General features: G+C 53.4%; 21 protein-coding genes and 5 tRNA genes. 12 read left to right on the top strand and 14 right to left on the bottom strand.

What is annotated here, in order from left to right:
* Positions 1-194: 194 nt before the first annotated feature.
* From metH to SBL51_RS01935, 4 genes are all read left to right on the top strand, one after another.
* A complete protein-coding gene (metH, locus tag SBL51_RS01950) occupies positions 195-3,899 on the top strand; it encodes a methionine synthase (protein WP_317928783.1) in 3,705 nt (1,234 codons plus the stop codon).
* Between the two features lie 60 nt (positions 3,900-3,959).
* Complete coding sequence (locus SBL51_RS01945) at positions 3,960-4,163, top strand: DUF2970 domain-containing protein (RefSeq protein WP_317928782.1); 204 nt, start codon at positions 3,960-3,962, stop codon at positions 4,161-4,163.
* Positions 4,164-5,098: 935 nt separating this feature from the next.
* On the top strand, positions 5,099-6,763 hold the full coding sequence (locus SBL51_RS01940; protein WP_317928781.1) for a nitrite/sulfite reductase: 1,665 nt from the start codon (positions 5,099-5,101) through the stop codon (positions 6,761-6,763).
* The gene (locus SBL51_RS01935; protein WP_317928780.1) at positions 6,747-7,244 is read left to right on the top strand and encodes a DUF934 domain-containing protein; all 498 of its coding nucleotides are present in this window, start codon (positions 6,747-6,749) and stop codon (positions 7,242-7,244) included. Before SBL51_RS01940 ends, SBL51_RS01935 begins: the two co-directional genes overlap by 17 nt.
* A 252-nt stretch (positions 7,245-7,496) precedes the next feature.
* Here the strand turns inward: SBL51_RS01935 and SBL51_RS01930 are convergent, their stop codons facing one another.
* From SBL51_RS01930 to SBL51_RS01910, 5 genes are all read right to left on the bottom strand, one after another.
* On the bottom strand, positions 7,497-7,991 hold the full coding sequence (locus tag SBL51_RS01930) for an NADAR family protein (protein WP_317928779.1): 495 nt from the start codon (positions 7,989-7,991) through the stop codon (positions 7,497-7,499).
* An 85-nt stretch (positions 7,992-8,076) separates the two neighbouring features.
* Entirely contained in the window at positions 8,077-8,865 is a 789-nt protein-coding gene (locus SBL51_RS01925; RefSeq protein WP_317928778.1) for a DUF1461 domain-containing protein, read from the bottom strand.
* An 85-nt stretch (positions 8,866-8,950) separates the two neighbouring features.
* Positions 8,951-9,160 (bottom strand): DUF3012 domain-containing protein, encoded by a 210-nt coding sequence (locus SBL51_RS01920; protein WP_317928777.1) that lies wholly within the window; start codon positions 9,158-9,160, stop codon positions 8,951-8,953.
* A 26-nt stretch (positions 9,161-9,186) separates the two neighbouring features.
* Entirely contained in the window at positions 9,187-10,578 is a 1,392-nt protein-coding gene (cysS, locus tag SBL51_RS01915; RefSeq protein WP_317928776.1) for a cysteine--tRNA ligase, read from the bottom strand.
* 59 nt (positions 10,579-10,637) lie between these two features.
* A complete protein-coding gene (locus tag SBL51_RS01910) occupies positions 10,638-12,353 on the bottom strand; it encodes a glutamine--tRNA ligase/YqeY domain fusion protein (RefSeq protein WP_317928775.1) in 1,716 nt (571 codons plus the stop codon).
* Positions 12,354-12,586: 233 nt separating this feature from the next.
* Between SBL51_RS01910 and SBL51_RS01905 the strand changes: the two genes are divergently transcribed.
* Genes SBL51_RS01905 through SBL51_RS01895 form a run of 3 tightly spaced genes read left to right on the top strand, consistent with a single transcriptional unit; the run spans position 12,587 to position 14,068 of the window.
* On the top strand, positions 12,587-13,081 hold the full coding sequence (locus SBL51_RS01905) for a peptidylprolyl isomerase (RefSeq protein WP_317928774.1): 495 nt from the start codon (positions 12,587-12,589) through the stop codon (positions 13,079-13,081).
* 10 nt (positions 13,082-13,091) lie between these two features.
* Positions 13,092-13,826, top strand: coding sequence for a UDP-2,3-diacylglucosamine diphosphatase (locus SBL51_RS01900; RefSeq protein WP_317928773.1), 735 nt, complete (start codon positions 13,092-13,094; stop codon positions 13,824-13,826).
* A 17-nt stretch (positions 13,827-13,843) separates the two neighbouring features.
* Complete coding sequence (locus SBL51_RS01895; protein WP_317928772.1) at positions 13,844-14,068, top strand: hypothetical protein; 225 nt, start codon at positions 13,844-13,846, stop codon at positions 14,066-14,068.
* Positions 14,069-14,301: 233 nt separating this feature from the next.
* On the opposite strand, the gene SBL51_RS01890 is transcribed toward SBL51_RS01895, so the two are convergent.
* The 4 genes from SBL51_RS01890 to SBL51_RS01875 form a co-directional block, all read right to left on the bottom strand.
* Positions 14,302-16,206, bottom strand: coding sequence for a DUF885 domain-containing protein (locus SBL51_RS01890; protein WP_317928771.1), 1,905 nt, complete (start codon positions 16,204-16,206; stop codon positions 14,302-14,304).
* A gap of 319 nt (positions 16,207-16,525) precedes the next feature.
* The gene (locus tag SBL51_RS01885) at positions 16,526-17,398 is read right to left on the bottom strand and encodes an alpha/beta hydrolase (RefSeq protein ID WP_317928770.1); all 873 of its coding nucleotides are present in this window, start codon (positions 17,396-17,398) and stop codon (positions 16,526-16,528) included.
* A gap of 424 nt (positions 17,399-17,822) precedes the next feature.
* Positions 17,823-17,899: transfer RNA gene (locus SBL51_RS01880), tRNA-Asp, on the bottom strand.
* A 46-nt stretch (positions 17,900-17,945) separates the two neighbouring features.
* Positions 17,946-18,021: transfer RNA gene (locus SBL51_RS01875), tRNA-Val, on the bottom strand.
* Between the two features lie 169 nt (positions 18,022-18,190).
* Between SBL51_RS01875 and SBL51_RS01870 the strand changes: the two genes are divergently transcribed.
* Positions 18,191-19,645 (top strand): two-component system sensor histidine kinase NtrB, encoded by a 1,455-nt coding sequence (locus SBL51_RS01870; RefSeq protein WP_317928769.1) that lies wholly within the window; start codon positions 18,191-18,193, stop codon positions 19,643-19,645.
* 43 nt (positions 19,646-19,688) lie between these two features.
* Here the strand turns inward: SBL51_RS01870 and SBL51_RS01865 are convergent.
* The 3 genes from SBL51_RS01865 to SBL51_RS01855 all read right to left on the bottom strand — a co-directional run bounded on the left by SBL51_RS01865 (position 19,689) and on the right by SBL51_RS01855 (position 20,054).
* Positions 19,689-19,764, bottom strand: a tRNA-His gene (locus SBL51_RS01865).
* An 85-nt stretch (positions 19,765-19,849) separates the two neighbouring features.
* Positions 19,850-19,926, bottom strand: a tRNA-Arg gene (locus tag SBL51_RS01860).
* 51 nt (positions 19,927-19,977) lie between these two features.
* A tRNA-Pro gene (locus SBL51_RS01855) sits at positions 19,978-20,054 on the bottom strand.
* A 303-nt stretch (positions 20,055-20,357) separates the two neighbouring features.
* Between SBL51_RS01855 and folD the strand changes: the two genes are divergently transcribed.
* Genes folD through SBL51_RS01835 form a run of 4 tightly spaced genes read left to right on the top strand, consistent with a single transcriptional unit; the run spans position 20,358 to position 23,747 of the window.
* Positions 20,358-21,206, top strand: a complete 849-nt coding sequence (gene folD / locus SBL51_RS01850) for a bifunctional methylenetetrahydrofolate dehydrogenase/methenyltetrahydrofolate cyclohydrolase FolD (RefSeq protein ID WP_317928768.1) — start codon at positions 20,358-20,360, stop codon at positions 21,204-21,206.
* On the top strand, positions 21,206-21,952 hold the full coding sequence (gene truC / locus SBL51_RS01845; RefSeq protein ID WP_317928767.1) for a tRNA pseudouridine(65) synthase TruC: 747 nt from the start codon (positions 21,206-21,208) through the stop codon (positions 21,950-21,952). Before folD ends, truC begins: the two co-directional genes overlap by 1 nt.
* 2 nt (positions 21,953-21,954) lie before the next feature.
* The gene (locus SBL51_RS01840) at positions 21,955-22,689 is read left to right on the top strand and encodes a pseudouridine synthase (RefSeq protein WP_317928766.1); all 735 of its coding nucleotides are present in this window, start codon (positions 21,955-21,957) and stop codon (positions 22,687-22,689) included.
* Between the two features lie 5 nt (positions 22,690-22,694).
* Positions 22,695-23,747, top strand: coding sequence for a methyltransferase (locus SBL51_RS01835; protein WP_317928765.1), 1,053 nt, complete (start codon positions 22,695-22,697; stop codon positions 23,745-23,747).
* A gap of 31 nt (positions 23,748-23,778) precedes the next feature.
* On the opposite strand, the gene SBL51_RS01830 is transcribed toward SBL51_RS01835, so the two are convergent.
* The gene (locus tag SBL51_RS01830) at positions 23,779-24,540 is read right to left on the bottom strand and encodes a hypothetical protein (RefSeq protein ID WP_317928764.1); all 762 of its coding nucleotides are present in this window, start codon (positions 24,538-24,540) and stop codon (positions 23,779-23,781) included.
* 84 nt (positions 24,541-24,624) lie between these two features.
* Complete coding sequence (locus tag SBL51_RS01825) at positions 24,625-25,905, bottom strand: alpha/beta hydrolase (protein WP_317928763.1); 1,281 nt, start codon at positions 25,903-25,905, stop codon at positions 24,625-24,627.
* Between the last annotated feature and the right edge of the window lie 8 nt (positions 25,906-25,913).

The following is a 25,913-nucleotide window of genomic DNA, read 5'->3' as shown; positions in this document are numbered from 1 at the left end:
AATTGACACGGCCATATTACAAGACGGCAAGCTCCACTAACAATTGGCTATAAGCAAAATAGGCGTCACCAACCCCTTGGGCACCACATAAAATGAGGCCTTGAATGGCGCATTAACTCTGGTACACTTGCGCGGCGACCACCTATATCAAAATATATTGATATAGATTACCCATCGACAGCTAAGAACCGACTATGAACAACACCGCCGATCGCCTCCATCAATTGGAATCTGCTCTTAATCAACGAATCCTGATATTGGATGGCGCGATGGGCTCGATGATCCAGAGCTATAAGCTCACTGAGGCAGACTACCGCGGCGCCCGATTCCGTGATCACCCTACCGATGTTGGCGGCAACAACGACCTGCTCAGCATTACCCGCCCGGATATCATCACCTCTATTCATCAACAGTACCTGGATGCCGGCGCCGACATCATTGAAACCAACACCTTCAATGCCACCCGGCTCTCCATGTCGGACTATGGAATGGAAGAGCTGGTTTATGAGATCAACTATGAAGCGGCCAAATTGGCGCGCCAGGTTACCGATGCCGTTAGCCAACAAACCCCCAATAAACCCAGGTTCGTCGCCGGAGTACTTGGACCAACCTCGCGTACCTGCTCCATCAGCCCGGATGTAAACGACCCCGGTGCCCGTAACGTCACCTTTGATCGCCTGGTGGAGAACTACCTGGAGTCGTGCGACGGGCTGGTCAAAGGCGGGGCCGATATTCTATTGATTGAAACGGTGTTCGACACACTCAACGCCAAGGCCGCAGTCTTTGCCGTGGAGGAGTACTTCGCACGAAATAATGTCCGCCTGCCAATCATGATCTCAGGCACTATAACCGATGCTTCTGGCCGAACGCTCTCCGGACAAACCACAGAGGCTTTCTACAACAGTTTGGCCCACGCCAATCCATTGAGTATTGGCCTGAACTGCGCCCTGGGTGCCGATATGTTGCGCCAATACGTGGTAGAGCTGGCAAAGGTGGCGAGTTGCCGCGTCTCAGCCCACCCCAACGCCGGACTGCCCAATGAATTCGGTGAATACGACCAGAGTGCCGAAGAGATGGCCACCATTGTCGCCGAGTATGCCGCCAGTGGCCTGGTAAATATCGTGGGTGGCTGCTGTGGCTCGACACCACTGCATATCAAAGCCATAGCGGAAGCGGTAGCCGACTACGCCCCCCGCACGGCACCGGCGCTTGAGCCTGCCTGCCGCCTCTCCGGGCTAGAACCCTTTAATATCACCGCCGAATCGCTTTTTGTTAACGTTGGTGAACGCTGTAACGTCACCGGCTCTGCCAAATTCAAGCGGCTGATTATCGAAGAGGACTACAACACCGCGCTCGAAGTGGCTAATGAACAGGTGGCTAACGGCGCGCAAATCATCGACGTCAACATGGATGAAGGGATGCTCGATGCCGAAGCCGCCATGGTCCGATTTCTCAATCTCATCGCCAGTGAGCCCGATATTGCCCGCTTACCCATTATGGTGGACTCCTCCAAGTGGTCGGTGATTGAAGCGGGCCTGAAATGCATTCAAGGCAAGCCGGTGGTCAACTCCATCAGCCTTAAAGAGGGTGAACAGGAGTTTATCGATAAGGCCACCCTCTGCCATCGCTACGGTGCCGCGGTTATTGTGATGGCCTTCGACGAGAGCGGCCAGGCCGACACCTTTGCCCGCAAAACTGAGATCTGTGCCCGCTCCTACCAGATACTGGTCGAACAGGTCGGCTTTAACCCGGCCGACATTATTTTCGACCCAAATATCTTCGCAGTGGCGACTGGCATTGAGGAGCACAACAACTACGCGGTCGACTTCATAGAGGCCTCAGCCTGGATCCGAAGCAATCTGCGCTACGCCGGCATCTCTGGCGGGGTGAGTAACGTCTCCTTCTCGTTCCGGGGCAACAACCCGGTACGCGAGGCGATTCACTCCGTCTTCCTCTATCACGCCATTAAGGCGGGCATGAATATGGGGATCGTCAACGCCGGCCAACTCGAAGTTTACGACGAACTCCCAGCAGAGCTGCGCGAGCGGGTTGAGGATGTCATTCTCAATCGCAACCCTGACGCGACTGACGCGTTATTGGAGATAGCCGACAAGTACAAAGCCGGTGGCAGTAAGGTCAGCAAACAGGAAGACTTGGAATGGCGCAGCCTGCCAGTGGCAGAGCGACTGAAGCACGCCCTGGTGAAAGGCATCAACAGCTACATAGAAGCCGATACCGAAGAGGCCAGAGCAGGCAGTAAGCGGCCACTGGATGTCATCGAAGGGCCACTCATGGATGGTATGAATGTGGTTGGCGATCTGTTTGGTGAAGGTAAGATGTTTTTACCCCAGGTGGTGAAATCCGCCCGGGTTATGAAGCAGTCGGTCGCCTATCTGCAGCCCTTTATTGAGGCGGAAAAAGATAGCCTGGCCAAATCCAACGGCCGCGTATTGATGGCGACGGTAAAAGGCGATGTGCACGATATCGGCAAGAACATCGTCGGTGTAGTGCTGCAGTGTAACAATTTCGAGGTGATCGACCTTGGCGTGATGGTACCGTGTGAAAAGATCATCGATACCGCTGTGGCACAGGAGTGTGACATCATCGGTTTATCTGGCCTGATTACCCCATCCCTCGACGAAATGGTGATTGTCGCCTCTGAAATGGAGCGGCGCGGCATTAACAAGCCGTTACTGATTGGTGGTGCAACCACCTCCAAAGCCCATACCGCCGTTAAAATTGACCCAAAATTCAGCCTCAACCAGGCAGTCTATGTGGCTGACGCCTCCCGCGCTGTCGGAGTGGCCACCTCCCTGCTGAGCGATGAATTGCGGCCTGGGTTTGTACAGTCAGTGCAAGAAGAGTATGTGATCGTTCGCGAGCGCACTGCAAACCGCAAGCCCAAAGATACCGAATGGGGCTACGAACAGGCCAAAACAGCCGCTCCGGTGTTGGATTGGCAGAGTTTCCAGCCGGTGCAGCCCAGCTTTACCGGCACCAAGGTGTTTAAAGATTATCCACTAGAAGAGCTGGTCGATTACATTGACTGGACCCCTTTCTTCATCACCTGGGATCTGGTCGGCAAATACCCCAAGATCCTCAATGACGAGGTGGTCGGTGAGGCAGCCCGTAATCTGTTCAGCGACGCCCAGGCGATGCTGAAGAAACTGATTGACGACAAACTGCTTCGCGCCGAGGCGGTGGTTGGTATCTGGCCTGCCCAAACCGTCCAGAACGAAGATATCGCCGTATACAGCGATGCAAACGGCACAGAGCAAGTCGCCACCCTGCATCACCTGCGCCAACAACAGCAAAAAACAGCCGGTACTGCGGAGTTGAAGTCGTTGGCGGACTACATCGCACCCGTAGAGAGCGGCAGGATGGACTACATCGGCGGCTTTATCGTCACTGCGGGTATTGGTGCTGAGGAGCTGGCGAAGAGCTACGAAGCCCAGGGCGATGATTACAACAGTATTATGGTGAAAGCGCTGGCTGATCGACTGGCCGAGGCCTTTGCCGAGCGTATGCACGAACGGGTACGTACAGAGCTGTGGGGCTTTGCCCGAGATGAGCAGTTGGATAACCAGGCATTGATAGCCGAGCGTTACCAGGGTATTCGGCCGGCTCCAGGCTACCCCGCCTGCCCCGACCACACCGAAAAGGCGACTCTGTTCCAGCTACTTTCCGCCGACACCAACAGCGAGGTCGAGCTGACCGAGCACTATGCCATGACGCCAGCGGCCTCGGTCTCTGGCTGGTACTTTGCGAACCCCAAGGCCAAATACTTCTCGGTTGGTAAGATTGGTAGGGATCAGGTCGAATCCCTTGCCCAGCGTAAAAACCTCTCTATTGGTGAAGTGGAGCGTTGGTTGCAACCCAATTTAAACTACACACCTTAAATAAAAGACCAGACACAGAACACCAGCGAGCAAGGACGCTCCGAATACGGAAACCACCCTATGAATAAAGAAAATAAAACCGGTTGGTTCAGTCTCATAATCAGCGTTTGTGCGGCTGCTTTTGGGGTTCAGAGCCGCAAAAACCTGGATCGGGATTTCAATCAGCGCAGTATCCTTCCCTTTATACTAGCCGGCGTTATCTTCACCGCCCTGTTCATATTCGCAGTTATCTCGGTCGTAAGCCTGGTTCTGCCTGAGAGCTAACCCCCCTCTCGCCTAGCCGATAACGTCATTTCCGACATCCAGGCGGTGACGGGTGAGTAACCGCCGTAGCCGAGCATACATTTCACGTTTCAGCCTGAATCACCCCTGTAAGTCAGGGTTATAGAGCGCCAGTAATGGCGAAGTCACTTAGGCTCTATAATTAACCCGGTGGTATGCCGGTGGTAGCCTATGGAGGCCACAGACCGCAATAGAACTGCGGCTCTATTGGCGAACGCCACAAACGTGCTCGCAGAGCACAAAGGAGGAACACCGCTAGGCATGCAGGCAAAAAGCCAAGTAAATGATGATTGGCGATTAAGAACGCTTCTATCATCCTCAGAAGGGCGTATACCCAGAGAGAACTTTACCGACTCGGAGAGCGCTTTCTGTGAAGATTGCTAATAGTGGAGATTGCTAATAGTTGAGATTACTACTGGAGGGTGTGATTGCCCTGAAAGGGGGGTAGATTGAATAGGCAGCGTGGGCGCTAATCCTGCGCCCTTCCAGGATCCTTATTGGCCGCTAACCCAGAATAAACAAGTGGCAACAAAGATAACAATCAGAACAACCGCTGCAATAGAGTCAGCGATATTGTCTTCTTCTTGTCTAACCTGCACTTCATGATTCATGCGTAAGCTCCATTATTGTTATTTGAGATGTTAAGAAGGCTTTACAGTCGCTATTTAACCATCGAAATTTCAGTTAGCAAGAGAAAAAACTTATATAAGCGCACTAGAGCATAAGATTAGTCCTAAACATTCCTTCTACTTATCAAAACGAAACACTATCGTTACTTTTCTACCCGCGTTACCCGAAATTAGGAACTCGCGACACACTGGCAATTAGTGTATCCTGCGCGCCTATTTTTGGCTCAGTAACGATCAAGGTGCTGGGTTACCAGCCGTTCGCTGTCTTTCAAAGGTAATTTGCACTACATGTACGTCTACGATCACCACGATACGAACATACTGCAACAGCGCATTGCCCAATTCCGTGGGCAAACCGAGCGCTATCTCGCAGGGGAACTGAAAGATGAGGAGTTTCTACCTCTGCGCCTCCAAAATGGCCTCTATGTACAACGCCTGGCGCCAATGCTGCGGGTTAATGTGCCCTATGGCATGCTAAACAGCCAGCAACTGCGAAAATTAGCGTTCATTGCCCGCGAATACGACAAAGGCTACTGCCACGTTAGCACCCGCCAGAACATCCAGTTCAACTGGCCGGAGCTGGCTGAGGTTCCCGATATTCTGGCGGAGCTCGCCACTGTTGATATGCACGCCACTCAATCCAGTGGCAACTGCATACGCAACACAACGTCCGACCAATTTGCCGGTATTGCGCCGGATGAGGTCGTCGACCCTCGTCCCTACTGCGAAATCATTCGCCAGTGGTCCAGTTTTCACCCGGAATTTGCCTTTCTGCCCCGTAAATTCAAAATCGCCGTTACCGGCGCTGCTAGCGACCGCGCCGCGACCAAGGTGCACGACATAGGCCTGCAGCTGGTTAAAGCGGCCGACGGCTCAGTGGCCATTGATGTCTATGTTGGTGGCGGGCTGGGTCGAACCCCGGTTGTTGGCCAGTTGCTTCGGCAAAATCTTCCCGTTGAGGACCTGCTCTCCTACCTGGAAGCCATTTTGAGGGTCTACAACCTGTTGGGTAACCGGGAGAACAAATACAAGGCTCGTATCAAAATTCTGGTAAAAGCACTTGGCGTTGACGCATTCCGCGATCGTGTCGAGCAGGAGTGGCAGGCTCTTGCCCAAAGCTACCCCAAACTGACCGCCGAAGAGGTTACCCACACCCAGCAATTCTTCACCGCCCCCGCCTACGAACAGCTGAGCGCCGATGACAGCGTCTCGGCAATAGCAGCCGAGGCCAATGCCAACAAAGCTTTCAGCCACTGGCTGGTGCGTAATGTGCGCGAACATAAAATACCCGGCTATCGAGCAGTTACCCTTTCATTGAAACCAACGGGTGTAGCACCAGGCGACATCACCGATCAACAACTGGTGGCCATTGCCGACCTGGCCGAGCGCTACAGCTTCGGTGAGGTACGCACCACCCACGAGCAAAACATCGTGCTTGCCGATGTTAAATATGGCGACCTGTTTGTTTTGTGGCAGGAGCTGAAATCCCTTGGCTTTTCCACACCCAATATCGGCACGCTGACCGACATGATCTGCTGCCCGGGTGGAGACTACTGCTCCCTGGCCAATGCCAAGTCGATACCAATTGCCGAAGACATCCAACGCCGCTTTGACGACCTCGATTACCTCTACGATCTTGGGCCAATCGATTTGAATATCTCCGGCTGTATGAACGCCTGTGGCCACCACCACGTCGGTAACATCGGTATTTTGGGAGTCGACAAAAAAGGCCAGGAGTTCTACCAGGTGCAACTGGGTGGCGACGCCGGCAGCAACACCCGCCTGGGCAGTGTGCTTGGCCCGGCCTTTTCACAACATGAAATGCCCGACGTCATCTCGACCATCATGCAAACCTATGTCGACCTACGACACCCCGAAGAACCTTTTATTGATACCTTCGCGCGCGTAGGGATTGATCCGTTTAAGGAGCGCGTCTATGCCAAAGCTGATTAAAGACGGCGTTATTACCGCCAACCAGTGGCAGCGTCTCGACAGGGATGCCGCCCCGGACCAAGTGGCCGTTGGCCAGTACCTGATTCCCCTCGCTCTCTGGTCAGAACAACCGGAAACCTGGTCAGGCAAACTTGGCAGCAAAGGGTTAACCATAACCAGTACCGATACCCTAGAGTCTGTTGGCGACCAGGTGAATCAGTTTTCGGTCATTGAGGTTTACTTCCCGGCGTTTATGGACGGCAGAGGATTCAGCTTAGGCCGGCTACTCAGAGAAAGATACGGCTTTACCGGCGAGCTGCGGGCCAGTGGCAAAATCATTCGGGATCAACTCTGTTATTTACGGCGCTGCGGCTTTAATGCGTTCGCCTTTGATGATGAAACCATCGATTTGGAAACCGCAATAACTTCATTGAACGATTTCACCGATGGTTATCAGGCATCTGTCGATCAGCCTTTGCCACTTTTTATGCGCAGAGGCTGAGTCAGCTAAACCCAGCGAAGTTTCAATAGCCGGCTCAACACCGGCTAGTCGCCACCCCCGCCCTACCACTAATAAAAAAGGCCACCCAACATGGTGTGGCCTTTTTTATTACTACTCTAGTTTTTATGCTGTTTCACACTTGTATTCAACTAACCGGTTGACTATTAAACAATGGTGTTTGGCGGCTAACGAAGGTTATCTATTTATGTGTCGGTAAACGCTAATAAGTTAAATCCGAAACAACGCTAACACCTATACTTGCCGTTGATTATCTTTTATTTTTTGATCGGCTCTTAGTTTTGCACGGATATCCATCCAAATTTGGCCGAGCATATTTTCACCCCGCTGGTCACGACCGATACCCCAATAGGGGTCGTACAGCGAGGTCTCCACAATGCGCTCATCGCCGGTATCCATCAGCGCGTTTTTCACCTCCTGATGGACCTGCACTTTGGTATACAACGCGCGCGTCATCCGTACACGGCGTTTTTGCTTCCAATCTTTGTGACGGCCGAATTTCCACCATCGATTACCTAATTTGTAGGCAGCCACGCCGTTTTCGGCATCGAGAATTTCCTGAACGATAACGGGCTTGGCAAATTTATTTGATTGGTAATAGTGCTCTACCGTTGGCCAATAGCGGTCTTCCAATTGAAATCCATGGGGAGAGACGGTTGACAGTGGATTGTTCTCATCTAAACGCGAGAAGCTGTAAACCTGTTCCAGGCGAAGATCATGCTTAAACATAAATTTATTTGGTGGGTAAGGCTGGCAATATGTGTGGGTCGTAAAAAAGCCGCAAACGACTTAAGCCTGCCATTCTACCGTAAAACTATCGGTTTTCCTGCTCGCGAATGCGCCGCTTTATTAAATAACCAAAAAAATAGATCCACAGATAGTAGCCAGTCAGTGCAAAAAGTAGCCATTCAACTGCCAAACCACCAAATAGGTCTGGGGCCTTCATACTGGTGGACATCAGTGATTCCTGGTAATAAAACAGCCAAGGGTGATCTGGTGGAAATATCGTACGGTGGGCAAAATAGAAAACCTCTTTCGGCCCGATAACAAAAATTATTGCCACGCACGCTAGCAACAAACCGGCAACCGCAGCGTGCAGTGCCCGCCAATTGGGTTTAATTGGAGCGCCACCCCAGTAGCCGAGGTAACGAATGCTGTAACCAATAACCACCAAAATAGCAAAATAAGAGAGGTAATCGAAGGCTGTTATCAAGTTGGCGACATCTTGAAGATGCAACACTTCTGATTCGGTATACATGGTATCAATGACTACGCCATTAACATCGTGGTATTCGATTTCGGCCAACCCTTCACCACCACTATTGATGGCATCTACCACCTCGCCAAATAGTCGGTAGCGCTCCTCGGCGGTAGTATTCGAGAAATCCTTACGGATAGAATTTTGTGGAGCATATTTTTCTATATGCGCGGGAATGTGCAGTACCCGATACCAGAGGGGATAACTAAAATTGAGCGCAGACAGTAGCTGCCAGCTCAGCCAAAGTACCATTACGATACTGGCCAAGACGAAGGGCACACTGAGTAATACTTTGGCGGAAAACCTAGCCTCCTTTACCTCCACGACATCCACTCCTATCCCCATGATTCCATATCCCTATTGATCTGTTTTAATTGTTTTTATTCGTTTGGTTTAGTTGCCAATTATCGACATTGGCTGTGAGTCCCGTCTATTGCAGGCAATGCTCGCTAAAGGCGACGGTCTCCTCCTCGCCCCACTCCTTACCTGGTTTTAGCATCATCGCCTCACACCAGGGTTCATCGTAGACAACCTGAACCTCCACCGGTTCGTCCGCCACAGGTATAAATGCCGCAACAACCAAAACGGCTATAGAGAGGACGATGCCCACCGGCACTATTAATTTCCAAAGAGTTTTCATAAGCACCTACCCATCGACTGATTTTGCTAATTGCGTCGCCAGGTCGTACCTTGCTTACTGTCTTCCAAAATAACACCAGCAGCTTTCAGCTCATCCCTTATCTCATCGCTTCGAGCAAAATCCTTGTTGGCCTTGGCCTGTTTACGCTCCTCGATAAGCGCTTCGATTTCCGCCTCACCGAGACTACTTGCACCAACACCGGATTGAAACCACTCGTCGGGCCGCTGTTGTAACAGGCCCAACAACTTACCCAGTGCCAGCATCTCGCCTTTAATCGCGGGCTCATTGCCCTCCCGCTTGTTTAAGGCCTTCGCCAAACGGTGCAATTCGCTTACCGCCAGTGGAGTGTTCAGGTCGTCGCACAGCGCCAGGTAGCCTGCACTGGTGGTGATATCGAAATCGTCGGCAGCCGCAGCTGTGCTGTCACGTAGAGCGCCGTATAGGGAGTCCAGCGCGGATTTGGATTGCTCGAGCAGCTCCTTGGAAAAATCCAACTCACTGCGATAATGAGCCGACAAAAGAGCGAAGCGGATCACTTCGCCTTTGTACTGCTGTAACAGATCGCGCACGGTGCGGAAGTTGCCCAGGGATTTGGACATCTTCTCGCCATCGATATTGACGTAACCGTTGTGCATCCAGAAGCGGACATAATCCTCCCCGCCATGGGCACAGGTGCTTTGCGCTACCTCATTTTCGTGGTGTGGGAATATCAGATCCCGGCCGCCGCCATGGATATCAATGGTGGTTCCCAGGTGCGTTTCCACCATCGCGGAACACTCCAAGTGCCAGCCAGGACGACCAAATCCCCATGGGCTGGGCCAACCGGGCTCGTCATCACTGGAGGGTTTCCAAAGCACAAAGTCACCGGCATAGCGTTTGTAGGGCGCCACTTCCACACGGGCCCCTTCCAGCATATCGGCCAGGTTGCGATTGGAGAGCTTGCCGTAATCAGCCATGGATTGAACCGCGAACAACACATGCCCTTCAGCTTCGTAGGCGTGGCCGGCTTCGACCAGCTTCTGCACCATAGCGATCATCTGGCCGACATGTTCGGTGGCGAAGGGGACGATGGTGGGCTCAAGGTTATTGAGCGCCGCCATATCCTCCTGATAAGCCTGGGTGTAACGGTCTGTGAGGGCTTTGATGGGCTCGCCGTTCTCCTTGGCCGCCTTCATGATTTTGTCGTCGATATCGGTAATGTTGCGAGCGTAAACCACCTCTTGATAACGGCTCTGCAGCAGGCGAAAAAGCGTATCAAACACCACCACCGGACGGGCATTACCGATATGAACCAAGTTGTAGACGGTTGGCCCACAGACGTACATTTTCACACTATCGGGTGCCAGGGGCTCGAACAGCTCTTTACTGCGGCTGCGTGTGTTGTAGAGATGTAACGGTGCTGTTGTTTCTAAAGTCATGGTGCTACCCGCCGGGCAATCTTACCCGGCTACTGCTGATATACGGTTAAATAGAGCAATCAGGAGACTTTGCTCTCCCAATTATCTTTTAGGCCGATGGTCCGGTTAAATACAAGCTTCTCGGCTGTGCTATAGCGGCTATCCAGGGTGAAATAGCCCTCGCGTTCGAACTGATAAGCAACCCCCAGTTCCGCACCGTTCAGGTTTATTTCTGCACGGGCGCCACTGATCACAACCAGTGATTCGGGGTTCAAGCAGTCTAAAAACTCCTTGCCGCCGGCATCCGGGCTTGGGTCGTTGAACAGCCGATCATACAAGCGCACCTCGCACTCGACACTCTCCGTGGCGGAAACCCAATGGATCACACCGCGTGGGCGGATGCCTTCTGGTGGATCTTCGCCGATGGTGTTGGGTACCAGGCTGCACTCCACGTAGCTGATCTCCCCCGCCTCATCGCGCACCACCTTCTCCGCCTTAATGACCGAGGCTCCGCGCAGGCGAACGTAATCGCCCAACACCAGGCGCTTGAACTTTTTACGGGACAAGCTGGTGTCCTCGGTGAAGTCAGAGACATCGATAAAGACTTCCGCGGTGAAGGGCAAAGTGCGCTCACCCATCTCCGGATGCTGTGGGTGACAAGGCTGGCCGACGGCGATTGTACTCTCGCTAAAATGGTCTGCAAAATTATTGATCACCAATTTCAGGGGCGATAAAACGCACATGGCCCTGGGAGCATTGGCATTCAGGTCATCCCGCACGGCAAATTCCAGCATCCCTACATCAACGGTACTGGCGGATTTGGTAACACCAATCAGATCGCAGAAATTGCGCAAAGCCCGGGGGCTGTAGCCGCGACGACGCATACCGGCAATGGTTGGCATACGGGGGTCGTCCCAGGCATCAACGTAGTTTTCATCAACCAACTGCTTCAGTTTGCGCTTGGAAGTGATGGTGTAGTTCAACTCCAGGCGCGCGAACTCGTACTGCCGGGGCTGTGCGGGCACCGGCAGGTTATCCAACAACCACTCGTAAAGCGGACGATGATCGGCAAACTCAAGGGTACAGATTGAATGAGTAATCCCCTCGATGGCATCACCCTGGCCATGGGCGTAATCATAAGTGGGGTAGATACACCATTTGTCGCCAGTCTGGTGATGGGACTGCTTTCGAATTCGATAGAGAATCGGGTCACGCAGATTGATGTTACCCGCCGCCATATCGATTTTGGCGCGCAACACACAGGCACCTTCGTCATAGGCGCCGGAGCGCATCTTCTCAAACTCAGCCAGATTCTCTTCCACCGAGCGATCCCGGTAGGGGCTGGGCCGCCCAGGCTCGGTTAAGGTACCGCGGTATTCACGGGCCTCATCCGGCGAGAGGCCGCAAACGTACGCCTTACCGTTTTTAATCAGATCCAGAGCCCAATCGTAGAGCTGGTCAAAGTAGGCGGAGGCGAAAAAGATCTGGGACTTGGCATCACCTCCGGTAGGAAAGCCCAACCAATTGACATCGCGGATAATGGCATCGATGTACTCCTGGTCCTCTTTCGCCGGGTTGGTGTCGTCGAAGCGAAGATTGCAGACGCCACCAAAGCGCTCTGCCAAACCAAAATTAAGGCAGATCGACTTGGCGTGGCCGATGTGCAGGTAACCATTGGGCTCGGGTGGGAAGCGTGTGGTGATAGTGGAGTGTTTGCCCGTTGCCAGATCCTGAGTGATGATCTGTTCAATAAAATTAAGCGGTCTCTCTACGGTTGACTCGTTCGGTTTAGTCATTCAAGTCCTAACTCTTGCAACTCCTCAGGAGGCTCATAGCGTAATAAGCAACTGGCCTGGTGAGTACGGTTTCAGATTAAAGCCAAAGCGCGTATTATAGCCGCCTGCTAAATGGGGGGCACCCGCGACTGGGTATTTTTTTGCTGTAGCCGGTTGCAATACCCAAAAAAATCGCCACGTTTCCCCCTCAAATCACCGACAATCGGGCAAAAAATCACCAGGCGGAGAGCTGCATGATCACACTGACTACCAATTTTGGCACTATCAAGCTGGAACTCGATTTCGAGAAGGCACCCAAAACAGCCGCTAACTTTAAGCAATATGTAGAAGAAGGCTTCTACGACGGTACCATTTTCCACCGCGTAATTGATGGCTTTATGATTCAGGGCGGCGGCATGACCAGCGACATGAAAGAGAAGCAGACCCGCGCCGCTGTTGAAAACGAAGCTGACAACGGTCTGGCCAATGAAGTGGGCACCGTCGCCATGGCCAGAACCATGGATCCGCACAGCGCCACTGCCCAATTTTTCATCAACGTGAAAAACAACAGCTTCCTTAACCACTCCGGCAAAACCAGCCAGGGTTGGGGCTACTGTGTTTTCGGCAAGGTGGTTGAAGGCATGGATGTCGTTAACAAAATCAAGGGCGTAAGCACTGGTAACAAGGGCTTCCACCAGGATGTACCGGTCGACCCGGTGATTATCGAAAAGGCAACTGTCGACGCATAAGGCCTGCTTGATGAGCACTCTGTTCATATCAGATTTACATCTGGATGAATCCCGGCCACAGATCACCAAAGCGTTTTTGAGATTTCTCTTTAACCAGGCGTCGAAAGCCGACGCCCTCTATATTCTTGGTGATCTGTTCGAGGCCTGGATTGGCGACGACGATGACAGCGAATTTGTCCTCCATATAAAAGAAGCAATCAATCGCTATGCTGCGGCCGGCGTACCCACCTATTTCCTACACGGCAATCGCGATTTTCTCATCGGTGAGCGCTTCGCCGAGGAGACCGGGATCACCCTGCTCAACGAAAGCACTGTGGTGAACCTGTACGACACCCCAGTGCTGCTGATGCACGGTGACACCCTGTGCACCACCGATAGCGAATACCTGGAGTTTCGCGCACAGGTACGCTCGCCGGCCTGGCAGGCGCAGGTACTGTCGCAGCCACTGGCAGTCCGTAGGGAGATGGCCAAGCAACTGCGCGCGCAGAGTAAATCGATGAATGCCATGAAGGCTGAAGACATTATGGATGTGACGCCATCGGAGGTGGTCGCGCAGATGCAGGCCGAGCACGTCACTAAACTGATCCATGGCCACACCCACCGACCCAACCGTCATATTGTCGATTTGGGTACGAGCCAGGGGGAGCGGATCGTTCTGGGTGATTGGGGTGACCAGGGTTGGTATCTCAACGTGGAGCCCGATCAGTGGTCACTGGTTAACTTCCCTATTCCACCCGCTAAGTAGACGTTTTCACAAATCCCATGAAAGCAGAGATCGCCTATCGATTTCCCACCGCCAGTCTTGCCTCGCGCTTCCTGGCGGAGCTGGAAACTGGTGCGGTGGGCCGGGTGCAGAGCCGCAGGCACCACGATGATTGCTGTGTGCTGGTGATTTACCAGTTAAACCCATCGAGCCGCTTCAGCCCGGTAGTCGCCGAGCTGGACGACCTGGCCGAGAGCCTGCAGGGCAAAGAGTGCGAGATTTAAGCGCGCTTACCGGCGGCCTCCTGGGCATCCGCAGGGCTCACGCCCTACCCATAATTACCAGCGACTGATCGCCCCACTCAACTCCCCTACCCCGGGTCCAGACCAAACTCCTCGTCTGGCGTACAGCAAGAGTTTCCAAGCCAGCCTCGTGCTGGTGGCAGCTCTATGTCTGAAGCAGGGGAAATTTAAACAGGAAGGAGCGGCCACCCAAGTCACCTCAGGTGGCCCAACAGTTACAGATCTACGCCTTTGCTCGCCAGCCAGGTGTGGATTTTGGCCTCCAGCACCGACAGGGAGATTGAGCCGTAGATCAATACTTGATCGTTAAACTCGGCCAGGTCAAATTTATCGCCGAGTGTATCCTTGGCCAAATCCCGTAACTCCAGGATCTTCATCTGACCGAGCTTGTAAGAACAGGCCTGGCCCGGCCAAACGGAGTAGCGCTCCACTTCCCGCTCAATCGCCGCACGGCTGCCACCAATAGTTTCATACATATAATCCACAGCCTGATCGCGCGACCAGTGCTTATAGTGGATGCCGGTATCGGTTACCAAGCGAGCCGCACGGAACAGCTCAGACTGCAACCGACCCAGGTCGCCCAGTGGATCATCTTTGTAGAGCCCCATCTCCTTGGCCAGACGCTCAGCATAGAGCGCCCAGCCTTCGCCATAGGCACTAAACCAGATCATATTGCGCAGCATAGGCATATCGGGGATCTCCTGGGCAATGGCCACCTGCAGGTGATGCCCGGGACTGGCTTCGTGGTAAGTCAGCGTCGGCAAAGTGAATTTTGGCCAATCGCTGGTCTCTTTCAGGTTGATCCAGTAGATGCCAGGGCGGGAACCATCCAGGGTGGGATTTGTGTAATAACCGCCGGGCGCACCATCCTGCTCGTAGGGGGCGATACGGCGTACTTCAACGGCAGCCTTGGGCAGGGTTTTCAGGATCATCGGCAACATCTCGGTTACCGTTTTCATCTGCCCGTTGAGATAGTCGAGTAGTTTTTGGCGGCCGGCATCGGTATTGGCGAACAGGTATTTGGGGTCTTCACTGAGTTTATTGAAGGTGGCAATTACATCGCTGCTATCCATTCCTTGGGCGTCGAGAATAACAGCCATCTCCTTTTGGATGCGGGCAACTTCAGACAAGCCCAATTGGTGGATCTCCTCAGCGGATTTGCCACTGGCGCCGAAGTTTTCCAATGCCAACTGATAGATAGTGTCGCCATCTTTCAAATCCCAAACACCAGCGTTTTCCGATGCTTGCGGCAGTATGCTCTCTAATGTCGTTTTTAACTGGGTGTACCCCGGGTAGACGCTCTCCTCTACGGCCATGGTCACCTCAGCGGTTAAGGCGGCTATGGTGGTGTCGTCCAGGTCACTGGTGGCTTTAAGCCGTTGAGTAAAAGTGGTGGTTAATGAACTCTCCCCTGCTGGCGACTCCAGCACTTGTGAGATAAAACCGATGGCTCCTTCCACCGCAAACTTGGGTGGAGTCAGTCCGCGATTGATATCGTTCAACACCACTTCAGAGAGATCAGCAAACGCGGGCTTGATCTGATTCAACCGGGCAATGTAATCGCGCGCGTCCTCTTCTGAAGTGAGCGGGTGCTCAGACTGCAGCGAACGCAAAATATCGATATGGGGACCGGAAATTTGCGTTACAGGGAAGAGCGAAAAGTAACTGATTGGCTGAAATGTGCCGTTGGTGTATGGCTTCAGCTGACCAGTCACCGTTAATGCATGCTGCACCACCTGGTAGGTGGTAAGCGCTGTACCGGAGAGCTCATTCGGATCAAACTGTGCCATTTGCGCGAGCAGTTCATCGTGCTCCCGTTTAAGCCGCTCTAATCCCGCCTGACTGAAATCGCCTAACTTGTCGTTAAAATGTTCACCGACAAAATCATCGCTCACGCCCAAACTCGTGGCAGTGAGTGGTGATTGCAGCAGCGACATCTGTGCGACACGATCGACGAACAGCAGAAAATCCTCGTTCTCCACGCCAACCGACTGCTCGGCCGCCACGGCCTGTTCCATTTCAGCAACCTGAGTATCACTGGTTACCTCCCCTTTTTCAGAACAACCGGAAACGATCAGGGCGAACGCTGAAAAAAGCAGCGCGCGGGAAAAATTGTTCATGGAATCCTCTAATATGCTTGTTGTCGTTGGATGGAACAGTCGGGAAAATGTCCGATTGGTGCAGTTAAGCCAGATGGTAGAGCTAATTCAACGGATAACCAGTGTGACACCCAGCGCTCTGTAACTGCACCTAGGGGTTAGCCCCTGCTACGCCGTATTCAGGCTAGGACGAAGAGCGCAAATGAACCTTCAACGCAAATTCACGCCTAGCTTACAGCCCCCTATTACAGGCCAATCGCCCGCCTCCACGCTTCCTAACCGGGTGTCGCCAGCCATAGCAGACCTGCCAACCGCCGCTCAACCAATGGTGGCTATCGAGCTACAGAAAATCATTCAACACTGTCAGAAACTGGTCTAGCTGGTCATGGTGTAACCAATGCCCCGCCCCCTGAAACCAGTGGCAGCGCGCATCGACAAACAACTCAGCACGGCCATCTTCGGCCGGGTTGGTAGTCCAGCTTTTGTCGCCCCAACAGAGCAAGGTGGGCGAGGTAATAGCCCGCCAATACTCCGCCAGCTCTATGGCAAAGTCTTCCGGTAAGAAGTTACCCACCGACGGATCCTGCTTCCAGAGGAATCCACCCGTCACAGGTCGCACACCGTGTTTGGCCAAGTGCAGCGCTCGCTCTTGTGTCAGCTGGCCATTGGTGCGCATCAAGCGTTCGGCGGCTGCCTCAACACTGGCGAAAGGCGGTCGCGGTGCGGCCAATTTCTCACGCTTTTCCAGCCAATCCCGCGTGCGACGGACAACCCCCTCCTCGTGCCAGCGCCGGGTCACTTCAGCATTAGGTCCCATGGCGTCGACGAGAACCAATTTTTGAACACGCTGCGGATAGAGAGCGGCAAAACGGGTGCTACAGTTACCGCCAAAAGAGTGGGCGACGATGGTCACTTTGGTGTAACCCAAATGGTCAATAAAATCGGTAAAGTCAGCCAGGAAATAGGCGGCCAGATAGGCATTTTCGGTTGACCAGCCACTATCACCATGGCCCCTTAGATCCAAGGCAAAAACGTGCCACTGCTGGCAGAGCGCCTCTGCCACCCAATCCCAACTCCTGGCGTGATCCCACATGCCATGCACCAGAATCAGTGGCGGTGCATCGGGGTTACCCCAATCCAAGTAGTTCAACTTCAGACCATTGGACTCAAAGATCTTGGCCTCCGGTACGGCAGCAGTAGTTTGTGTGTTCATAACTCAATTTATGTCGTTGTGGAATATAAACACAAAGGAGTCTAACCGATAATTTAGCGCCAGCGCCAAAGTTGACACGTCGATAACTGGACAGTCCAGTTCAAATAGCTGGGCACCAAAGCACCGGCGCGGAGACAGCCACCTTCAAATCGCCCTCTCTGCGCCAACTATTGGTTCTATCAGTGCCTGACCAAAACCCAAAAGCCCCGCATTAAGCGAGGCTCTTAAATAGTGGCGGACCGGACGGGACTAACCACAAAACCCTAGGGGGTTTTGTGACCCTTTCAGGGCTTCGTCGCTACGCTCCTCGTTCCCAATGCGCCTGAGGTCGCATTGGGTCGCACCGCTGCGCGGGTTCATCGTCCCGTCCTTTGGGCTTGGCTGGAAATAAAAAAGCCCCGCATAAAGCGAGGCTCTTAAATAGTGGCGGACCGGACGGGACTCGAACCCGCGACCTCCGGCGTGACAGGCCGGCATTCTAACCAGCTGAACTACCGGTCCGCGAATGTGTTGCTGGCCACTTATACTCTCCGGTCGTTGGAGAAAGTGGTGGGTGGTACAGGGGTCGAACCTGTGACCTACGGCTTGTAAGGCCGTCGCTCTCCCGACTGAGCTAACCACCCAGCAGCGTGGCGAGCATTCTACTCATTTGGGTTTTGATGTCAAACCTTTTCCCGCCCGGTTATTCCTGTTCGGTAGTAGCCCAATCTATGGCCATTTTTTGTGCGTAAATTGGCTATCATGTAGGATAGTCAACCGCTATCCCACTAGGCTCATGGCACGATAATAACAATGATCCCAACCTCACGATTGGCCTACCGCCGGCCGGCTGTTACCCCCCTACTTCCGCTGATCTTTTTCAGCCAAGCCAGCAGCGCACTGGAGAGCCCCAACCAATTAGAAGCCGATAATATGACATTGATGCTGATAACCGGGTTACTACTGCTCTCCTTAGCCCTGGCAGTTATCTGCTTCCGGCTTATGCAGTCGCTGCACAGTGCCCGAGTGAAACTCGACAGCAAAGTCAAACAGAGAACCGAGTCACTCTCTAATAAAAACACAGATTTAATCGAACGGATTGCACGCCATCAGGAGACCGAGCTACTCCTGGCCACCACCCAAAAATATTACCAGAGTATTCTGAACTCACTGCCGAGCTTGATCATTGGCTTAAGCAATGAATTAAAGGTCAGCTTATGGAATTCAGCCGCGGCGCAAGCCACCGGTAAAACGCCGGAGCAAGCCATCGACCAGGATATTTTTGCGCTGCTACCCGGTTTAAAACATTATCAGCAGCAACTTATCGCTGTCATTGAAGATGAGATTTCAACAGTGAACGAAGGAACTGAATTCTTTTTTGACGAGCGCAAATGTTTTATTGACCTCAGTATATTTCCCCTGCCAAAACCCCAGGCCGGGGCGGTGATACTAATAAGCGATGTCACCAAGCGCATCGAGGTTGAACAGTTCATGGTACAAAACGAAAAATTGCTTTCCCTCGGCCAAATGGCCGCCGGCCTCGCGCATGAGATAAACAATCCACTGAGTGCGGTGCTAAATAATTTACAGAATCTGCAGCGCCGTACCAGCCTGGAGCTGCCACAAAATCAGACAGCAGCCCGTATCACCGGCATCGATTTACAAAACCTGCAGGACTATTTTATCGAGCGAGGCCTGAATAAATTTTTCGTGGGCGCACGCGAAGCCGCCGAACGGGCTGTGGCGATTGTCAATAATGTACTTAGTTTTGCCCACAGCGGGCACGGCGCCAAAGGGCCGGAGCACATCAACCAACTGATTGTGGATGTCGTGGAACTGGAACAAAAAGCCAGAGAGGCGTTAGGTGCGCAGATGGGATTTGAGCACGAAATAGTCACTCACCTAACGGCCGATCCGGATATCTGCGAATGTTCACCGCCAGAGATCCAACAGGTAATGCTCAACCTGCTGCAAAATGCCATTCAGGCATCGGAACATCATCAGCGGGCTGCGAACATCAGTATTAATACCTGGAGCGACGGAGGCTTTATATTCATCAAAGTCACCGATGATGGACCTGGCATAAACAAAGAGAACCTGCCCTATATCTTCGATCCCTTCTTTACTACCAAGGGGGTGGGCGAAGGTACCGGGCTTGGGCTTTCAGTCTCATACCTCATTATTACCGAACACCACAATGGCTCGATTGAGGTTACATCCGAGGAAAATCAGGGCACCAGTTTTACCATCAAGCTGCCGCTGATGTGAAACCAGAAAGATGATTTGAGGAAGTAGGGAAAGTTTGGGGAATTGGGGTGGCTGATGGGACTCGAACCCACGACGACTGGAATCACAATCCAGGGCTCTACCAACTGAGCTACAGCCACCATTGACAGTGAGTTGGCCAATTGGCCATGGAAACCAAAGTAGTTTCCAAAGTTACCAGTGAGGGCTGAACAGGGCCAGACTCAATGGCACGCCCGGCAGGATTCGAACCTGCGACCCACGGCTTAGAAGGCCGTTGCTCTATCCAACTGAGCTACGGGCGCATAGTTTGCTTCCGAACCTGGCTACTACTGGCGATCTACCCAAAAGGTAAATGGTCGGAGTGGAGGGATTCGAACCCCCGACCCTCTGGTCCCAAACCAGATGCGCTACCAAGCTGCGCTACACTCCGATTTCGAATACCGCGGTAGTGTTTACCTCAGTACAAGCACTCAAACCAGGTTAGCAGTAAGCCCCCTGCTTTGAGAGGTGCGCATCATACCTATAGCCCCCAGCCACGTCAACGACTTAAAACAGTTAAAACAATAAATCTCTTAAAGAAACCAACCACTTAGGCCAGAAAATCATCAGTCTCTCTGGCGCGGTTAACAGCATCTGTTGTTTGAGCAGGCCTTGGCTCTGTGGGAGAATAGCGCCCTTTGCAAACAGACGGTTCCTAACAGGCAGAACCGCAGAAATCTTAAAGGATGCTTATATGCCCGCACTGGTGTTAGACGGTAAAGCCCTCGCGGCCAAAACTGAACAAGAACTCAGCCAGCGAGTTGCCAAACTTAAGGCCGACAGCAACGGCCAAACACCCATTCTGGCGACCATATTGGTGGGAGGCGACCCAGCTTCAGCCACCTATGTAAAGATGAAAGGCAATGCCTGCCAACGCATTGGCATGGACTCCCTGAAAGTGGAGCTCCCGGAATCGACCACCACCGAGGAGCTGCTGGCCGAAATCGACAAGCTCAACACCAACCCCAATGTGCACGGTATTCTGCTGCAACACCCAGTGCCACCACAAATCGACGAACGCCTCTGCTTTGATGCCATCGCCCTCGATAAAGATGTCGATGGCGTCACCTGCCTGGGCTTTGGTCGCATGAGTATGGGTGAAAGTGCCTACGGCTGTGCCACGCCCAAGGGCATCATGCGCCTGCTGGAGGCGTATAACATCCCCCTGGCGGGCAAGCACGCTGTGGTGGTTGGCCGCAGCCCTATTCTCGGTAAGCCCATGGCTATGATGCTGCTCAACGCCAACGCCACCGTGACTATCTGCCACTCCAGAACCGAAAATCTGCCCGCATTAATCGCCCAAGCCGACATTGTGGTCGGTGCGGTAGGCAAGCCGGAGTTTATCCGCGCTGAGTGGATTAAAGATGGCGCCGTTGTGGTTGATGCCGGCTACCACCCCGGCGGCGTGGGCGATATCGAGCTGGCGCCGCTGCAGGAGCGCGCCAGCGCCATCACGCCGGTACCCGGCGGCGTAGGCCCGATGACCATCAACACCCTTATCTACCAATCTGTGGACTCCGGCGAGCAGAAAATCCGCCGCTAATGGAGCAGCCCCTGGCCCTGCTCTATCGGGACGACTACCTGGTGGCAATCAATAAGCCATCGGGCCTGCTGGTCCATCGCAGTCCAATCGATCGCCACGAGACCCGCTTTGCCCTGCAACTGCTGCGCGATCAGTTGGGCCAGCGCGTCTACCCACTGCACCGGCTCGACAAACCCACCTCCGGCGTACTGCTGTTCGGGCTCGATGCCGGGACTGCCAGGCTGATGGGCAACGATTGGCAAGCAGGTACCCACAAGAGTTATCTCGCTGTCGTTCGCGGCTGGCTAGCAGAGACCACCACTGTCAACCACCCGTTAAAAGAGGAGCTGGACAAAATCGCCGACAAACATGCTCAGGCCGATAAACCCGCCCAGCCGGCACTAACCGATATCCACTGCCTGGCGCAGGTGGAACTACCCTATCCGGTCGACAAGTACCCACAGGCGCGCTACTCCCTAGCCCGCTGCCAGCCCCACACCGGCCGCAAGCACCAGATACGCCGCCATCTGAAGCACATCAGTCACCCCATTATCGGTGATGCCAAGCATGGCAAAAGCAGCCACAACCGCTTCTTCCAGGAGCAGTTCGGCTGTCGACGACTACTCCTGCACGCGGATTCTCTCTCATTTGTCCACCCGGTTTCAGAGCAGATGGTTACCATCAGCGCCCCTCTCACCGACTGCATGGGCCGACTGATAACCGAGCTCGGCTGGGGCGCCCACCTGCCAACCTGGGAAGCCAGTTAGTCATGCGCCTCGACAAGTTTGTCGCCAATAACACCTCCCTTTCCCGTAATGAGGCAAAGCGGGCGGCGAAAAACGGGGAGCTGTTGGTGAATGGCATAGCCACCAGAGATATGGCGTATCAGCTGCAACCTGATGACCTTGTTGAGCTGTTTGGCCAGCGGGTGCAGAGCTTTGAGCCTCTATACCTCATGCTCCACAAACCCGCCGGCTGTGTCTGCGCCAATGAGGAAGGGCAAAACCCAACGGTAATCGACGTGTTGTATCAGGCGGCAGACGCGCAAGGCGACCGGCCAATGCTGGCGCGGCTGGCCAGTAATCAATCGATTCAGATGGTAGGCCGGTTGGACCTGGATACCACGGGACTGCTCTTTATAACCAGCGATGGCCAGTGGAACCACCGGGTCTCCGCCCCCGGTGGAAAGTTCGGTAAAACCTATCGCGTGACTCTGGCCGAGCCCATTACCCCAGCCGCCCTGAAAGCGCTTGAACAGGGAGTGGTACTCAACGACTCCCCCACCCCAACCGCTCCGGCACAGGTGGAGGTTATTTCTGAGAGAGTTATTCTGCTCACCATCTTTGAAGGCCGTTATCATCAGGTGAAACGGATGCTGGCCAGTGTCGACAACCAGGTAACGGCACTGCACCGGGAGCGGATCGGCCCCACCCGCCTCGACCCGGAGCTACAACCTGGTGACTACCGGCCACTCACGCCCAGTGAAATTAACCAATATTTGTAACCACCATGACCACCGCTCTTGATCTGCTCTTTCACGCCTATCAGCACAATAGCCAACAAGGTGCGGCCAATCAGCTGTGGCTGGTGACGGAGAATCTGTCGGTGACGGGCCACCCCATCACCCAGATCAGCCATGCAACCGTTATCTCTAATCGCTGGGACCAGTACCAGTTGTTTAATCCAGACGTCGCCCTATTCAGCGACTTCAATATCGATGCCGCCAGCTACAACAAACCTTTCGATTTTATCTACAGCGCCATTCCGAAAGAGAGGGCACAGCTTAACTTTTTATTAAATCAATGCGCCCTGCATCTCGCCGCCGGCGGCAAGCTCTATTTAACCGGGGAGAAACAGCAAGGTATTAAAAGTGTGCCAAAAAACAGTAAGCTTCTGTTTGGCGGCGCCAGTATTGAGAAACACGGCAATGACTATTTGGTTACCCTGACCAAAACCGACAGTTGTACAGAGCCATCATTACTGGACGACCAGTCCTACACCGAACTGCGTGCCATCGGCCACTTGCAGCAGCTGGAGCTCTACAGCAAACCGGGTATTTTTGGTTGGGACAAAATCGACCAAGGCAGCGCACTGTTGGCAAAACATCTGGCAACAAAAGTCCACCAGTTTGATAAGCACCAATGCGCCGTGCTGGACCTAGGCTGCGGTTATGGGTACCTGACACTGGCCGCCGCCGAACTGGGTTTTACCGAGCTTTACGCCACCGACAATAATGCCGCAGCGCTGTTGGCGATTGCGGAAAATGCTACCCGCAATGGCCTGGCCATTCAGGCCTGGCCGGGGGATATTGGCGGCCCGGTGACACAGACCTTCCCGCTAATCCTCTGCAATCCACCCTTTCACCAGGGGTTTGAACACAGCAAAGCCTTAACCAACGGCTTTTGCCAAAAAATGGCGGAATTTCTTACAGACAACGGTGTGGCGCTGGTGGTGGTAAACCAGTTCATCGCGCTGGAAACCATTGCCAAACCCTTTTTTAAATCGATTCAGCTAGTGAATAAAGAGCAAGGTTTTAAAGTGCTAGAGCTAAGAAAAAGCTAACCTGCCGAAGGAAAAAGCCAGCCTCTCCCAATTACCAAACCAGGCGCATCGAAAAATTGAGCCGGCAGCCCCGCTTGCGGGTAGCCAGTAGTGGCTCCGCTTGAAGACGCTGAAAAAAGCGCTCTTTATCCAACTTCACCCGCGCTAACACCAACACACGGTTTTCGTAACCTGGGCAGTAAAATTCGGCGGCATCAATAATACCCAACTGGATACACAAGGCCTTGGCATCCTGCAGCAGCTGATGTAGATAAACTCGTCGATCGAAATTGATAATTAACAGCCCGTTATCGGACAACAACGTAAGTAACTGCTGCAACCATTGGCCATCGAAGGCAAAAGGCCGGGTTGGGTCGCCATTATGGCCGGTAAATACATCATCAATAATGATCTGCGGAGCAACCGCATTACGCTCTGCCAGGCGCTGCTGCACGTACTCCCGTGCATCAGCCCATTGCAGCTTGAAGGCGCTACCCTGCACACCAAAATAGCGTTCAGCCAGGGCCAGGTGTTGTTTGTCGTAGTCGACCCCATGGATAAGTGCTTCAGGAAAAAAGTGGTTAACCATACGCATGACGGAGCCGCCGCCCACACCCAGGGTTAACACCTGTTTGGGCGGTTCCGGCAGCAAAAAAGCCGGCAGTAGCAACAGATCCCACAGCGCTCCGGTAACAATCGCATTGGTGTTAAATTGGCTGTGAAAGATGCCATTGGTGTAGAGCCGCACACTGTTTCCGGCCTGGGTTACTTTGTAGTGGTTACCGTCATTGAACGTTTCAAAGAGGAGTGCCATGCATCACCTTGTACGCGCTGTCAGTGGATGCATAACCCGGCTGAACTGCAAATCAGCACCCAGTAAGTTAAAAATTAAAACGTGTTACTGCACACCCGCTGTTTCGCCCTTCACCGGCTGCCTGATTAAACCGCAGGGGAGCGGGCCTTCGCTTGCCAATTGGCCCGCGAGGAACTGTTGCAATAGTGGTGCCCGGCACGGCAGCTGAGCCAACACCCCGTGGCCTATATCCGGGTGTGATAGAACAATGCCAGTCGGAAACCTGGTCACTAATTGCAGGGCATCTCTCATGGGCGTGATCGGATCGAGCTCACCGCTTAATATCAAAATTGGCGGCAACACTAACTCGTCGGCCACCAGCTCCGTGTTGTTATATACCGGCGGTTTAAACATTTGGCAGACATCGCGATCCTTTCGATAAGCAAAATAGCGTTGCCAGCGCGCCGGCCGCTGCGGCTGGGAATAGAGGCGTTCGTCAAAAGCGCTGTTTTCCAAGCACTGATTTGCGTAATAGATAAAAAAGTTAAATTCCGGATCGACCGCCTGATTGATATAACCCGCCAGCGGCTTTTTTACCGCCTGCAGTAAATGCTCGGCGCTCCACGCCTCTGCAGTTTTGGGCCAGGAGTAATTCGTTAAGCCCTCCGGCGAATAGAGCCCCGAATAAAACACCGAGAGAAACAGGTTGTCGTCGAGCTCGGCGGTCATCAAGCCGGGCTCGTGCCACTGCTCGAAAGTTATAGAGAGTGGTTCAGCACTTAAAGCCTGCAGCACAAGAAACAGAGAGTCTTCGCTGAACGAGCAATTGCCAGTCTCCGCACAATAGTCTTGATAATTCACCACCGCAGCGAGTACTTTTTGGGGAAAGTAGTTAACCCCGGTTTTGCTCGCCATCACCGGTGAGTCCAATACTATACGACCTATACGTTCCGGGAAGTGTTCGCTTAAAAACTGTCCGACCCGGGTTCCATACGAGACACCATAGAAATCCGCCTGTTGCCACTGGAGTTGATCCAGCAATGCGACAACATCTTCGGCGTTTTGCCGAACAGTAAAATCTTCCTCTGAAAAACCGCGCTGGTGCCAGATCGCCAGGCACTCCTGGGTGGTTTGAAACAATTTCCCGGGGGCCAACTCATTAGGGTGAGTGAGCGAGGTTTGATAGTCGCGCAGAAACGGAGAGCAACGAAAATTGGGGGTAGAGAGCCCAACGCCACGGTAGTCCATCAATATTAACGGCTGTTGCAGCTGATTTTGAAGATACCAGCCCAGCCAGTGAGTGATATTGTTCTCCGCAAGGCCCAGGCCCGCCCCGGGGCCGCCGCCGAGGTAGACCAGCGGTTTAGCGGTTGAGTCAACGGGCAATTTTTGCC

This window comes from Halioxenophilus sp. WMMB6 (assembly GCF_033283405.1).
Classification (GTDB): domain Bacteria; phylum Pseudomonadota; class Gammaproteobacteria; order Pseudomonadales; family Cellvibrionaceae; genus Halioxenophilus.
Note: the sequence above shows the minus strand (reverse complement) of the source record. Positions and strands in the feature narration are given on the sequence as shown.

Coding starts and splice junctions, on each gene's coding strand:
- metH (WP_317928783.1), top strand. CDS start 195: ATGAACAACACCGCCGATCGCCTCCATCAATTGGAATCTGCTCTTAAT.
- SBL51_RS01945 (WP_317928782.1), top strand. CDS start 3,960: ATGAATAAAGAAAATAAAACCGGTTGGTTCAGTCTCATAATCAGCGTT.
- SBL51_RS01940 (WP_317928781.1), top strand. CDS start 5,099: ATGTACGTCTACGATCACCACGATACGAACATACTGCAACAGCGCATT.
- SBL51_RS01935 (WP_317928780.1), top strand. CDS start 6,747: ATGCCAAAGCTGATTAAAGACGGCGTTATTACCGCCAACCAGTGGCAG.
- SBL51_RS01930 (WP_317928779.1), bottom strand. CDS start 7,991: ATGTTTAAGCATGATCTTCGCCTGGAACAGGTTTACAGCTTCTCGCGT.
- SBL51_RS01925 (WP_317928778.1), bottom strand. CDS start 8,865: ATGGGGATAGGAGTGGATGTCGTGGAGGTAAAGGAGGCTAGGTTTTCC.
- SBL51_RS01920 (WP_317928777.1), bottom strand. CDS start 9,160: ATGAAAACTCTTTGGAAATTAATAGTGCCGGTGGGCATCGTCCTCTCT.
- cysS (WP_317928776.1), bottom strand. CDS start 10,578: ATGACTTTAGAAACAACAGCACCGTTACATCTCTACAACACACGCAGC.
- SBL51_RS01910 (WP_317928775.1), bottom strand. CDS start 12,353: ATGACTAAACCGAACGAGTCAACCGTAGAGAGACCGCTTAATTTTATT.
- SBL51_RS01905 (WP_317928774.1), top strand. CDS start 12,587: ATGATCACACTGACTACCAATTTTGGCACTATCAAGCTGGAACTCGAT.
- SBL51_RS01900 (WP_317928773.1), top strand. CDS start 13,092: ATGAGCACTCTGTTCATATCAGATTTACATCTGGATGAATCCCGGCCA.
- SBL51_RS01895 (WP_317928772.1), top strand. CDS start 13,844: ATGAAAGCAGAGATCGCCTATCGATTTCCCACCGCCAGTCTTGCCTCG.
- SBL51_RS01890 (WP_317928771.1), bottom strand. CDS start 16,206: ATGAACAATTTTTCCCGCGCGCTGCTTTTTTCAGCGTTCGCCCTGATC.
- SBL51_RS01885 (WP_317928770.1), bottom strand. CDS start 17,398: ATGAACACACAAACTACTGCTGCCGTACCGGAGGCCAAGATCTTTGAG.
- SBL51_RS01870 (WP_317928769.1), top strand. CDS start 18,191: ATGATCCCAACCTCACGATTGGCCTACCGCCGGCCGGCTGTTACCCCC.
- folD (WP_317928768.1), top strand. CDS start 20,358: ATGCCCGCACTGGTGTTAGACGGTAAAGCCCTCGCGGCCAAAACTGAA.
- truC (WP_317928767.1), top strand. CDS start 21,206: ATGGAGCAGCCCCTGGCCCTGCTCTATCGGGACGACTACCTGGTGGCA.
- SBL51_RS01840 (WP_317928766.1), top strand. CDS start 21,955: ATGCGCCTCGACAAGTTTGTCGCCAATAACACCTCCCTTTCCCGTAAT.
- SBL51_RS01835 (WP_317928765.1), top strand. CDS start 22,695: ATGACCACCGCTCTTGATCTGCTCTTTCACGCCTATCAGCACAATAGC.
- SBL51_RS01830 (WP_317928764.1), bottom strand. CDS start 24,540: ATGGCACTCCTCTTTGAAACGTTCAATGACGGTAACCACTACAAAGTA.